Source organism: Nitrospina sp. 32_T5 (assembly GCF_052156635.1).
Classification (GTDB): domain Bacteria; phylum Nitrospinota; class Nitrospinia; order Nitrospinales; family Nitrospinaceae; genus Nitrospina.
This window is the reverse complement of record NZ_JBQKUO010000001.1, coordinates 144,723-156,564: the sequence shown is the minus strand read 5'-3', so window position 1 is coordinate 156,564 and position 11,842 is coordinate 144,723. Positions and strand designations below refer to the sequence as shown.

Below are 11,842 nucleotides of genomic sequence, written 5' to 3'. Positions count from 1 at the left end.
TGTTTTACATCCTGTTTAAAACCGGAATTCCTTCAGGGTCCGAAGGCGTTCCGACTCCGTAAACAGTTTGAAGCTGTCCACGCAGAAGTTGTTGCGCCGAAGGTCGAGGGTGGCAAGTGAGGTGAACCGCGGCGATTCGGAAAGCGCCTTGAAGCCGGAATAGCGGATGCCGTTGCTGTTGAGACGCAACTCGGTGACATTCGCCATGTTCTCCGAGCAGGCCAGCGCGATGACGCCGTCGCTCTCCATCCACGTGTTCCACAACTTCAGGGTTTTGAGCCTGGCGAAGTTGGGCGATTGTGCGAGGATCCTGCCGCCCTGGTTGCTGATGTCGTTGTGGCTCAGGTTCAGGTCTTCGAGCTTTGTCAACACGCGCGAAGTGCCGAGCGCCTGCACGCCCGCGACCTTGATGCCTGTCTTTTCCAGGTTGAGCGCAGTGAGGCCGGAAAATACCGCCTCGGCTAAAGCCAGCATGCCCTTGTCGCCGATGGGGTTGTCCATCAGGTTGAGCGATTTGAGGTTCTTGAGGTGCTCCGACTGGCAGAGCGCCAACAGTCCCATGTGGTCGGCGAAGTTATTGCGCAAAGAAAGGTGCTCTATGTTTGCCATTTCCGGGCAACGCGCGATGGCCTGAAACCCCTTATTGCCGAGACGCTGTCCGTTCAGGTTGAGCGTGCCGTTCTGCGCGCGCGCTTTGATCAATTGCCGGATGCGGAAATCCAGCAGCGTTTCCTCGCCTTCGCGGGTGAACTCGTTTTCGTGCGTGTACAAATCTTGAAGGTTGGCGAGGTGTTTGGATTTGGCGAGCGCCTTCGCGCCGTCGTTGCCGATCCAGTTGAAGTCGATCACCAGTTTCTTCAGGCGCGCCACGGTGGGCGATTGCGCCAGCAGTCTGGCCCCGGCGTCGTCGATGCGGTTGAATCCGAGATTGAGCACTTCCACCGGGGAGAACGCGCCGGTCTGAATCCAGTCGGAGAGCGTGTCGGTATTGATCTTGTTCTTGCGCAGGTTCAGCCAGCGCAATTGCGGGTTGGCCGCCCCGTCGGGAAACCGCGACAGGCGTTCCTCGCCAATGTGGTTGAGTTCCAGTTCCAGAAACTCCAGTTTCGGCAGTTTTCTCGATTTGAGCAGGCGCAGGGCGCCGTCGTCGCCGATTCGGTTGTTGGTGAGGTTGAGCAGTTTCAACTGACCGAGGTGAGGCGATTGCGCGAGCGCCGCCGCGGCTTTGTCCGTGATGGCGTTTGAATCCAGGTGCAGGTGCGTGACCCCCGCAAGAGAAGGGCACTGTGCCAGTGCCTCGATGCCCGTGTCGCCGATGTCGTTCCATGACAGGTTGAGGACGCGCACATGCGACAGGTCCTTGTGGCGGGCGAGGAACACGGCCCCGGCATCACCCAGCGAATCGTAACTCAGATCGAGCGTCGAATGGCGCAGGGCCAGCTTGTCCGCAATGGACTGGACCGTCTTCAGTCCGTTATCCCGGGATTTGGTTTGGGGATCAGTCATCGTCGGTGGGAAAATCGAAACGGAATTCTTTGAGTGATTGCAGACGTGGCGATTCACGCAGGCGTTCGAAGCCTTCGGGCGTAATCATGTTGTACGTCAGGTTGAGGACTTCCAGTTTTTTAAGACCCGGCGACTCCGCCAGCGCTTCCATGCCTTCCTGTCCGATGCCATTGGAGTCGAGGTGCAGGGCTTTGAGGCGAGGCAGGTTGCGCGAGTTGGCCAGCGCCACGGCCCCGGCGTCGCCGATCTTGTTGAACGACAAATCGAGCGTTTCCAGCCGCGACAGGTTGGGCGATTCGGCAATGGCTTCCGCGCCTTCGGAACCGATCTTGTTCGAGTACAGGCTGAGATACCGGACATTGTCCAGCTTGTCGCAGTCAGCCAGGTATTCCGCCCCCTGGTTGCTGATCTTGTTCTCGTACAACCACAACTCCTGCACGCCCTGGAACAGGTCCCCTTCCACCAGTTCTTCCAAATAAGTGTCCTTGATCCAGCAGTTGTGCATGTAAAGGATTTCGATGCCCGGTACGGCGAGATTTTCGGCCACGTCGAGGGCGATCTGCAGATCGAAGCGCTTGTTGGACAGGTCGAGCGTTTTCTTGTCCTTGCTCAGGCCTTTTTTGATCCAGCGCCGGATCCAGGTGATGTCGTCAACGTTCTGGTTTTTCGCCATATGTATGCGTGTATCGTGGTGGTGGAAAATTTCAATTCTATAGATGTCCCATGAAAAGTAAAGGTTAAATCTGACAGCCCTGTATGGCCGATTTTCCCGGCATGCCGATTCTGGTATGGTAGTCGAATGAACCTTGTACCGGCTCATACGGCCCTTTGGCGGGCCCTTTTGACGGCATGCCTGCTGGCGGCGGGGATGCTGGCGGCCCCCGGTTGTTCCAACCCGTCGGATGCCGGTGGGGAGAACGCCACCCTCCGCCTCGCCATCCATTCGGAGCCGCCCACGCTCGACTGGTCCCTCGCCACCGACAACGTGTCCTTCGACGTGCTGACCAACATCATGGAGGGCCTCACCCAGTACAACGAAAACCTGGAACCCGTCCCCGCCATCGCCCATCGCTGGGAGTTTTCGGACGACGGCACCGTCATCACCTACCACCTGCGCGACGACGTCTTCTGGACCGATGGAAAACCCGTCACCGCGCACGACTTCGAGTATTCGTGGAAACGCCTGCTCAGCCCTGCCACCGCGGCGGAGTACGCCTACTTCCTGTTCGACGTGAAAAACGCCTACGCCTACAACTCGGGCAGGCTCAAGGACGCCGGACAGGTCGGCGTGCGCGCGCTCACGGATACGGTGCTGGAGGTGACACTGGAGCGTCCCGTCATTTATTTCCCCAGCATCACAACCTTCATGGTGACCTTTCCCATGCGAAAGGACATCGTTGAGCAGTACGGCGACCTCTGGACCGATCCGCAACACATCGTTACCAACGGACCCTTCACGCTGGACGAATGGCAGCACGAGTACAAGCTGATCCTCAAAGCCAACGAAAATTTTTATGAAGGACGGCCCGGTGTGGACCGCGTCGTGCTCTACGTCGTGCGCGAACCGACAACGGAGTTGACGCTCTACGAGACGGGCGAACTGGAGATGGTGGAGCTCCCGCCGGTGGCCATCCCGCATTATAAAAGCAGTCCCGAGTACCGCAACCTGCCTCTGTTGCGCGGCTACTATTACGGTTTCAACGTGACCAAAGCGCCATTCGACAACGCCGCCGTGCGGCGCGCGCTGGCACACGCCATAGACCGCGATCAGATTCCGTTGATCCTGAAAGGCGGCGAGCTGCCGGCGGCGTCGTGGATTCCCAAAGGCATGTTTGGTTACAACCCGGACATCGGCCCGCATTTCGATCCCGAAAAAGCGCGGCGGCTCCTGGCAGAAGCGGGTTATTCCGGAGGAAAAGGCTTCCCACCATTTTCCATTGCCTACAACACCGACGCCACCAACAAACTCATCGCCGAGTTCGTGCAGGCGCAGTGGAGAAAACATCTTTCGCTGGACGTGACCCTGGAGAGTATGGAGTGGAAAGTGTTTCTGAGCAGACTCCGGCTGGACGCGCCTCCTGTGTTCCGGCTGGGGTGGGGCGCGGACTTTCCCGACCCGGACAACTTCATGAACCTGTTCACCTCGACCAGCGGCAACAATCACCTGAACTGGGGCAATCCCGAATACGACCGGTTGATCCGCCGGGGCGCGGCGGAGCGCGATCCCCAAAAGCGTCAGGCCATTTATGATACCGCACAGAAGATCCTCACCGAAACCGACGCACCGCTCACTTCACTGTTCGGTCTCACGCACAACGTGCTGGTCAAACCTTACGTGAAGGGGTTGCGCCTCAACGCGATGGAACTGCTGTACCTGAAGCACGTGCGGCTGGAAAAAGACCCGGCCTGAAACGAACGCACTTTCGGCGTTGGCCTGAAAGGAAAAAAAGGGAAGGAAAACCAGGACGCCGGATCAGTTGTAACCCGGGTCCTGATCAAACAGTTCGTTGTAATCGTCCAGGGTGTCCCCGCCGGAAGATTCCGACCGGTACCAGTCGAACCCGTTGCCGTCGTCATTGTCCTCTTCCAGCTCAAACGCCCCGGCTTCCTCGGCGTCTTCGGCGATGGTGGAGGGGTCGACCTTGAACACATTGGTGCTGCCGCACCGGCAGGGCGTGTTGCCCTCATCGAATTCCGTTTCCTTCAACAGGCACACCGAGAAGCCGCAGTCCTCGCAACGGTACTCGTTGTGCGTCTCGTTGAAATCCGGATGAATCAGCCGGTCCCGGCACTGGTTGCAGAATGTCGGTTGATCGGGCGTGTACTCGGAAAACACGTTTTCGATGTTGCAGGCCGAGCACTCGATCAACAGGTCTCTGGGTTCATCAAGAGCCATGAACGCCTCTCTCGTTACCGGAAGTTCTCGATTTATTCGAACGTCGGGGGTTTCATTTGGGAGATGTCGATGCCCATGTCCGCCAACTGCTTCGAGAAGGGACACTTGCTCGCGCCGGATTTTTCGCCCTCGGCGGCTTCGCCGGACTCCGACGGGCTGGTCTCCACCGACCCGGTCTCCGCCATGATGAACCACGACAGCGTGTCGATTTTCTGTTCTTTATCCGTGATGTAGCCTTTGAGCGCTTCGCGGGTTTCCTGGTGCGTCGCCGTTTTCAGCGCTTCCTGGTATTTCTCCAGCGCCGACCGCTCGAACTCGATGGCCTGTTTCAATGCCGTGATGGAATCTGCCATTTCCTTGCTCCTCGCGTGGATGTGATCGTTGGATTTCAGGTAAAAAATATAACAAAACCTATTTTAGAAAGTCCATGCCAAATTTGAAATACAATAGGTTGTGGGTGGGGTAGTTTACAATCCCCCAAAACCATTCTATAAAGAGACTATGAAGGACGATCCGAGGCTGGCGGATATCATTTATCCGGGAACGGATGGAAACGTGGTCCTGCTGGGCTTTCCCTACGATGAGGGGGTTGCCCGGAATGGCGGGCGTACCGGCGCACGGTCGGGTCCGGAGAAGATGCGGTCGTGGCTCCGCCGCTTCGGCACGGTGTTCAATCCCGAGTTGGGGATCGATCTGGCCCCCCTCCGCATCACCGACGCAGGCGACATCGACCCCGGCCTGCCGCTGGAGCAGGCCCACGCCGCCCTGACGGCCAAATTGAAGGATATATTGCAGGCAGGGGGCACCCCCTTCGTGGTGGGCGGCGGCAACGACCAGTCGTGGCCGAACGCGCAGGCCCTGCTTGACACCCACGAAAGCCGCCAGGTGGGGGCCATCAACGTGGACGCGCACCTGGACGTCCGCCCACTCATCGACGGCAAGGCGCATAGCGGCTCGCCGTTCCGCCTTCTACTTGAGGACGCCCGCTTCTCCGGCGAGCATTTCATCGAATTCGCCACGCAGGGAAGCCAGGCCGCGAAGGAGCACGTGGAGTATGTCCGCCACAGGGACGGGCACATCCACTGGTTGTCTGAGATTTACATGAACGACGACGCGCTCGGCTGGTTCAGCTCCGCCCTCGGTCGCGTGGCGTGGGACTGCGACGCGGTTTTCGTGAGTTTCGACCTCGATTCCGTCCGCATGGCGGACGCGCCCGGTGTGTCGGCCCCGTCGGTCATGGGCCTGCGCGGAAGCGAGGCGCTGGAGATCGCCCGCATCGCCGGGCAGAACTCGAAAGTCCAACTGTTCGACCTCTCGGAGTACAACCCGGAAATCGAGGAAGAACGCACCGGCCGCCTGGCGGCATCGATGTTCTATTACTTCTGCCTGGGGGTGGCATCCCGAAAGGAGGCATGAATGAACCGGCAACGCGGCTCGCCCATCAAACCCGCAGGATCGAACAAACCCTCCTCCGAACGCCCGCTCTACAGTGAGCTGGCTCCGAAAAAAGCGCCGCGGGCCTCCACCTCGCTCAAACTCCGATGTTGTGACTGGGACGCCGAAGCGGCGCTCCGCATGCTGATGAACAACCTCGACGACCGCGTCGCCCTCGACTGGAAGCAACTCATCGTCTACGGCGGCACCGGCCGCGCCGCGCGCAACTGGAAGGAATACCACCGCCTGGTCGCCGAACTCAAACGCCTCAAAAAAGACGAGACGCTGTGCGTGCAGTCGGGCAAACCCGTCTATATCGCGCGCACGCACCCGGACGCGCCGCGCGTCCTCATCGCCAACTCCAACCTGGTGCCGCACTGGGCCACGGACGAGCATTTCGATCACCTCGACCGCCTCGGCCTCATGATGTACGGCCAGATGACGGCGGGAAGCTGGATCTACATCGGCACGCAGGGCATCCTGCAGGGCACCTACGAAACCTTCGGCGCCTGCGGGCAGATCGATTTCAACCAGCCGAGCCTCAAGGGGAAATGGATCTTCACCGCGGGCCTCGGCAACATGGGTGCGGCGCAACCGCTGGCGGGCACGATGAACGATGCCTCGGTGCTGGTAGCGGAAGTGAATCCCGACCAGGTGGAGCGGCGGTTGAAAGAGGGGTATCTCGACCGCGTCGCCAAAAACCTGAATGAGGCTTTGAACCTGATCGAACGCTCCATCAAGGAAGGCGAACCCATCAGCGTCGGCCTCGTCGCCAACGGCGCAACGGTGGCGCGCCAGCTCGCCGAGGGCCGACGCCTGCCGGACATCGTCACCGACCAGACCTCGGCGCACAACCTCATGACCTACGTGCCCGAAGGCGGCGATTACGCCTCGCTCATGAAGCTGCGGAAAGGCGCCCCCGATACCTACCGCAAGCTGTCGCTGGAAACGGCAGTCAAACACTGCTCGGCAATGATCGACCTGCAATCGAAAGGATGCGTTGTGTTCGATTACGGCAACAACCTGCGCGGGCAGGCGGAACTGGGCGGACTCACCGTGCGCGATGCCGACGGCGCGTTCCTCTATCCCGGCTTCGTCCCGGCGTACATCCGGCCGCTGTTCTGCGAGGGGCAGGGACCGTTCCGCTGGGCTCTGCTTTCCGGTAAAAAGAAGGACCTGCACACGGTGGACCAGGCGGTGCTCGACACGTTTCCGGAAAAGAAGGCGCTCGAGCGCTGGATCACCAAAGCGCAGAAACAGGTTCCGGTGCTGGGGCTGCCGACGCGTGTCTGCTGGCTGGGTTACGGCGAGCGCGCGAAGATGGGCGCGGTGATGAATCACCTGGTCAAAAAGAAAAAGGTGGCGGCGCCGATCGTCATCGGCCGCGACCACCTCGACTGCGGCAGTGTCGCCTCGCCCAACCGCGAGACCGAAGGCATGCTGGATGGCAGTGACGCCGTGGCCGACTGGCCGCTCCTGAATTTTGCGGTGAACGCGGTGTCGGGCGCGAGCTGGGTCAGTTTCCACCACGGCGGCGGCGTGGGCATGGGCAACAGTCTGCACGCGGGCATGGTGATCGTCGCCGACGGCACGAAACGGAAAGAGGACCGACTCGACCGCGTGCTCACGCACGATCCGGGACTCGGCGTGGCGCGGCACGTTGATGCCGGGTACGAGGAGGCGAAACACATCGCCAAAAAACGAAAAGTGAATCTTCCCAAACCGTAGCGGAATCTTCATCGCAAGGAGAGCTTTGAAAAAGTCATAAAAAATCAGAGGAAGCCACCCTCACCCCAGCCCTCTCCCGTCAAGGGAGAGGGAGTATTTAAGGTCCCTTCTCCCCTTGCGGGAGAAGGTCAGGATGAGGGGGTTTCATGACTTTTCCTTTGTTCATAAATGGGTTGTAGGTGATTCCTAATTCATTTGTGCCAAGGTCTCAATCGCAAGAGGTTTCATGACGGAAACGCTGTGCTTCCGAAACATCGGGCAGTTGATCCAGGCTGACGCAACGTCCCAGCCCGGCGTTCGCGTGCGCAAGAACTCCGCGCTGGTGGTGAAGAACGGTCACATCGAAAAAATCTTGAAGGATTCGGAGGTGAAGGCATCGGCGAAGTACAAAAAGGTGATCGACGTGAACGGCCGTGCGGTGGTACCGGGGTTCGTCGACTGCCACACGCACCTGGTGTACGGCGGCGAGCGCAAGGACGAGATGGTGGACCGCATGAGCGGCGTGTCGTACCTTGAAATCCTGAGCAAGGGCGGCGGCATCCACGACACCGTGCGCGCCACCAGGCAGGCGTCGGAGGCGACGCTGTTCGATCAGGCCAAAGTGCGCATGAAGCGCATGATGGCTTTGGGCACCACCGCGTTCGAGATCAAGTCCGGCTACGGCCTCGACCTCGACACGGAAATGAAAATGCTGCGGGTGGGGCAACGGCTGAGGAAGACGTTGAAAGCGCCGGTGACGCTCACCTACCTTGGTGCGCACGCCATTCCACCGCAGGTGAAACGGAAACAGTACGTCGAGTTCGTGCTGGAGAACCTGCCACGGTTCCGCGGCCTCGCCGACGGCGTGGACATCTTCTGCGAGAAAAACGTGTTCACCGTCGCCGACCTGCGCCTCATTTTCCTGCAGGCGAAGCTTTTGGGATTCGACCTGCGCGCGCACGTCGAGGAGTTGTCGCACCAGGGCGGATCGTACGAGGCGGCGCGGCTGGGCGCGCTCTCGTGCGATCATCTGGAGCACGCCACGCCGAAGGACATCCAGGCCATGCACGCCGCGGGCACCGTGGCGGTGCTGATGCCCGGCGTCACGCTGTTCCTGGGCGGCACCAAGCAACCGCTGGTGCACAGCATGCTGGACGCACGTGTGACGCTGGCGCTTGCCACCGACTGCAACCCCGGCAGTTGCCCCACCTACAACATGCAGACGGTGATTTATCTGGCGTCGAACCTGTACCGCATCACCCCCGGTCAGGCCTTGGCGGCGGCGACCTACGGCGCGGCGAAGGCGCTGGGGCATCATCGATTGTACGGAGGACTCCTTCCCGGCCAGCGCGCCGACTTCAACATCCTCAAGACCGGCGACTACCGCGACCTCGTGTATTACTTCGGCGAGAACTTCGTCGACCAGACCTGGCTCGCCGGCAAACGCGTCACCGGCGGCAAGGAGCCTGCGGGGTTTTAGCCCGGTCAGGCTGGAAATCCATTGAGCGTTTCCCTCCATAAAATTTCGTTTTCGTGATTGAAAAATCATGGGATTTCGCCGGATTGCCTCGCCGTGGGAAACCTGTCATAATTAGCGCCATGAAAAAACTGGTCATCATCGGGGGCGGCATCGCCGGGCTGGCGGCGGCGTACCGCATTCAGGAAGAGTTCAACAACGGGCAGGGCGATATCGACTGCACCGTGCTGGAAGGGGCCGACCGCTGGGGCGGCAAGATCTGCACGATCCGCGAAAACGGGTTCCTCCTGGAACGCGGGCCGGACAGTTTCATCACGCAGAAACCGTGGGCGCTGGAGTTGTGCAAGAAGATCGGCCTCGAAGACCAGCTGATGAGCACCCGCCCGGAAACCCCCAAGACCTACGTCTATCTGAACAAAAAGATGGTCACCCTGCCCGACGGGCTGACGCTCATGGTGCCGACCAAGTTCCTGCCGTTCGCGCTGTCCCCGCTGTTCAGCATTCCCGGCAAGGTGCGCATGGCGATGGACCTGGTCCTGCCAAAAAAGTTCAGCAACCGCGACGAAAGCCTGGCGTCGTTTGTGCGCAGAAGGCTCGGTGAGGAGGCGTTGCAGAGGATGGCGCAACCGCTCATGTGTGGCATCTACTCCAGCGACCCGGAGACGATGAGCCTGCACAGCACGTTTCCCATGTTCGCGCAGACGGAAAAAAAATACCGTTCGCTGATCCTCGGCATGCTGGCAGCAAAACGCCAGCGCATGAAAGCCGCGCCGGCCCCGCAACCGAAAAAAGGCTACACGCCGTTCACCTTTTTCGTGAGTCTGAAGAACGGACTGGGATCGATGATCGAACGCATCATCGAGGAGTCGCCGGACATCACCTTCCGCAAGCAGACGCGGGTCAAGGCGCTGTTGCGGAAGGACGACGGCTGGCAGGTGGAGCTGGACACGGGCGAGCGGATAGAGGCCGACGCGGTGCTGGTGACCACGCCCGCGAACGTGACGGCCAAGCTGTTCGAACCGGTGGCGCCGCGCGCGGCGGAGTTGCTGAACCGCATTCCGTTCGTCTCGACGGCGGCGGTGACGCTGGCCTTTAAAAAGGACACGTTCAAGCATCCGCTCAAGGGGTTCGGTTTCGTGGTGCCGTACAGCGAAGGACGCAAGATCAGCGCCTGCACGTGGGTGACGTCGAAATTTTACGGCCGCGCGCCGGAGGATTACGTCCTCCTTCGCTCCTACGTCGGTGGCGCGTTGAACGAACCGTACGCCGAGCAGTCGGAGGAAGACATTTACAAAACCGTGCTGGGCGAATTGCAGGACATCATGGGTTTTGACAACGAACCCGAATTTTACAAAGTGTTCCAGTACAAAAAAGGCAACGTGCAGTATCATGTCGGCCACGGTCAACTGATCGAGTCCGTGTACAACGAACTGAAACCGTTCCCCGGCCTGTACGTGGCGGGCAGTGCCTACCACGGGGTCGGCATTCCCGACTGCGTGTTGAACGGCACCCGCACGGTGGAGTCGGCGCTCCGCACCCTGCGCGGGGCGCCCGCCGAAACCTCCGCCGGATGACGTTCGTGACGGCGGACCATCTTAAATAGAATTCAGGAGAGTTCCGAATGAAATGGGCCTCTAGCATATCGACGGGCGAGACGATTGAGCAGTGCATCCAGGAGACCGCAAAGGCGGTCCGTGAGCAGATGGGCGACAACGAAATCCATCTGACGGTGATGTTTGTTTCGCCGCATTTCAAAGACAAACTTCCGCAGATTCCAAAGCTGTTGCGCGAACAGCTGTCGATCGGCACCCTTTTGGGTTGCACCGGTGGCGGCATCATTGGCGGCGGGCAGGAGGTGGAGCAGCAACACGCATTCAGCCTGACCTGCGCGCACCTGCCGGGCGTGAAAATCCAGGAAATCCAAACCGACACCATGGCCCTGCCGGATCCCGACACCGCGCCCAGCGTGTGGCGCGAATGGCTGGGTGTGCCTGCGGAATCGAACCCGCACTTCATCCTGCTCGCCGACCCCTTTTCGTTTCGCGGCGAGGAGTTTCTGGCGGGCATGGATTTCGCCTACCCCAATTCGGCGAAGGTCGGCGGACTCGCCAGCGGTTCGCATTTCCAGGGGGGCAACGTGATGTACATCGGCGACCGCATGTACAACAACGGCCTCATCGGCTTGGCGCTCAGCGGCAACATCCAGCTCGACACCATCGTCGCGCAGGGGTGCCGTCCGATCGGCACACCCATGAGCATCACCAAGTGCAACGATTATCTGCTGGAGGAAGTGGACAACAAGCCGCCGATCCAGGTGCTGGAGGAGATGGTGGAGACGATGAGCGAAAACGACCGCAAGCTGATGCAGACATCGCTGTTCCTTGGAATCGAGATGGACCCGTTGAAGGACGATCCGGGGCAGGGGGACTTCCTGATCCGCAACCTGATCGGCGTCGATCGCGAGACGGGTGCGTTGTCCATCGGCGCGCCGCTGCGCGAGGGCCAGCTGGTACAGTTTCATCTGCGCGACAAGGTGATGTCGGCCGAAGATTTGAACGTCATGCTGAGCAAGTATTCGAAGCAGGGAAGGGGTGACGACGCCTGCGGTGCACTGTTGTTTTCCTGTCTCGGCAGGGGGCAGTATCTGTACGGCGAGGCCAACCACGACTGCAACGTGTTCAAGGACAAGCTGGGTGCGATTCCGCTGGGCGGGTTTTTCTGCAACGGCGAAATCGGACCGGTCGGGCAGAACACGTTTCTTCATGGCTACACCAGCTCGTTCGGCATCTTCCGTCCGGCGCCCGGTTCTGTTTGATGTCCAA

The 11,842-nt window shown here is 60.1% G+C and carries 10 protein-coding genes; 6 read left to right on the top strand and 4 right to left on the bottom strand.

The genetic code is table 11. From position 1 onward, the window contains the following. Positions 1-15 precede the first annotated feature (15 nt). Together ACTRW9_RS00705 and ACTRW9_RS00700 are read right to left on the bottom strand one after the other, a co-directional pair. Positions 16-1,506, bottom strand: coding sequence for a hypothetical protein (locus tag ACTRW9_RS00705; protein WP_442427925.1), 1,491 nt, complete (start codon positions 1,504-1,506; stop codon positions 16-18). After that, on the bottom strand, positions 1,499-2,179 hold the full coding sequence (locus ACTRW9_RS00700) for a hypothetical protein (RefSeq protein WP_442427924.1): 681 nt from the start codon (positions 2,177-2,179) through the stop codon (positions 1,499-1,501). Before ACTRW9_RS00700 ends, ACTRW9_RS00705 begins: the two co-directional genes overlap by 8 nt. Positions 2,180-2,305: 126 nt before the next feature. On the opposite strand from ACTRW9_RS00700, the gene ACTRW9_RS00695 reads away from it, so the two are divergent. Beyond that, on the top strand, positions 2,306-3,916 hold the full coding sequence (locus ACTRW9_RS00695; RefSeq protein ID WP_442427923.1) for a peptide ABC transporter substrate-binding protein: 1,611 nt from the start codon (positions 2,306-2,308) through the stop codon (positions 3,914-3,916). Positions 3,917-3,979: 63 nt separating this feature from the next. Here ACTRW9_RS00695 and ACTRW9_RS00690 read toward each other — a convergent pair whose 3' ends face one another. Then, positions 3,980-4,402: a C1 domain-containing protein gene (locus ACTRW9_RS00690; protein WP_442426475.1), complete on the bottom strand. Its 423-nt coding sequence runs from the start codon at positions 4,400-4,402 to the stop codon at positions 3,980-3,982. A 32-nt stretch (positions 4,403-4,434) separates the two neighbouring features. Then, the gene (locus ACTRW9_RS00685) at positions 4,435-4,755 is read right to left on the bottom strand and encodes a hypothetical protein (RefSeq protein WP_442426474.1); all 321 of its coding nucleotides are present in this window, start codon (positions 4,753-4,755) and stop codon (positions 4,435-4,437) included. 148 nt (positions 4,756-4,903) lie between these two features. On the opposite strand from ACTRW9_RS00685, the gene ACTRW9_RS00680 reads away from it, so the two are divergent. From ACTRW9_RS00680 to ACTRW9_RS00660, 5 genes are all read left to right on the top strand, one after another. Further along, entirely contained in the window at positions 4,904-5,818 is a 915-nt protein-coding gene (locus ACTRW9_RS00680; protein WP_442426473.1) for a formimidoylglutamase, read from the top strand. Beyond that, positions 5,819-7,564, top strand: coding sequence for a urocanate hydratase (hutU, locus tag ACTRW9_RS00675; RefSeq protein WP_442427922.1), 1,746 nt, complete (start codon positions 5,819-5,821; stop codon positions 7,562-7,564). It begins immediately after the preceding gene. Between the two features lie 226 nt (positions 7,565-7,790). Then, the gene (hutI, locus tag ACTRW9_RS00670) at positions 7,791-9,023 is read left to right on the top strand and encodes an imidazolonepropionase (protein WP_442427921.1); all 1,233 of its coding nucleotides are present in this window, start codon (positions 7,791-7,793) and stop codon (positions 9,021-9,023) included. 119 nt (positions 9,024-9,142) lie between these two features. After that, positions 9,143-10,594 (top strand): protoporphyrinogen oxidase, encoded by a 1,452-nt coding sequence (gene hemG, locus ACTRW9_RS00665; protein WP_442427920.1) that lies wholly within the window; start codon positions 9,143-9,145, stop codon positions 10,592-10,594. 47 nt (positions 10,595-10,641) lie between these two features. Beyond that, positions 10,642-11,835 (top strand): FIST signal transduction protein, encoded by a 1,194-nt coding sequence (locus ACTRW9_RS00660; protein WP_442427919.1) that lies wholly within the window; start codon positions 10,642-10,644, stop codon positions 11,833-11,835. The last annotated feature ends 7 nt before the right edge of the window (positions 11,836-11,842 follow it).

Coding starts and splice junctions, on each gene's coding strand:
- ACTRW9_RS00680 (WP_442426473.1), top strand. CDS start 4,904: ATGAAGGACGATCCGAGGCTGGCGGATATCATTTATCCGGGAACGGAT.
- hutI (WP_442427921.1), top strand. CDS start 7,791: ATGACGGAAACGCTGTGCTTCCGAAACATCGGGCAGTTGATCCAGGCT.
- hemG (WP_442427920.1), top strand. CDS start 9,143: ATGAAAAAACTGGTCATCATCGGGGGCGGCATCGCCGGGCTGGCGGCG.
- hutU (WP_442427922.1), top strand. CDS start 5,819: ATGAACCGGCAACGCGGCTCGCCCATCAAACCCGCAGGATCGAACAAA.
- ACTRW9_RS00660 (WP_442427919.1), top strand. CDS start 10,642: ATGAAATGGGCCTCTAGCATATCGACGGGCGAGACGATTGAGCAGTGC.
- ACTRW9_RS00705 (WP_442427925.1), bottom strand. CDS start 1,506: ATGACTGATCCCCAAACCAAATCCCGGGATAACGGACTGAAGACGGTC.
- ACTRW9_RS00690 (WP_442426475.1), bottom strand. CDS start 4,402: ATGGCTCTTGATGAACCCAGAGACCTGTTGATCGAGTGCTCGGCCTGC.
- ACTRW9_RS00685 (WP_442426474.1), bottom strand. CDS start 4,755: ATGGCAGATTCCATCACGGCATTGAAACAGGCCATCGAGTTCGAGCGG.
- ACTRW9_RS00695 (WP_442427923.1), top strand. CDS start 2,306: ATGAACCTTGTACCGGCTCATACGGCCCTTTGGCGGGCCCTTTTGACG.
- ACTRW9_RS00700 (WP_442427924.1), bottom strand. CDS start 2,179: ATGGCGAAAAACCAGAACGTTGACGACATCACCTGGATCCGGCGCTGG.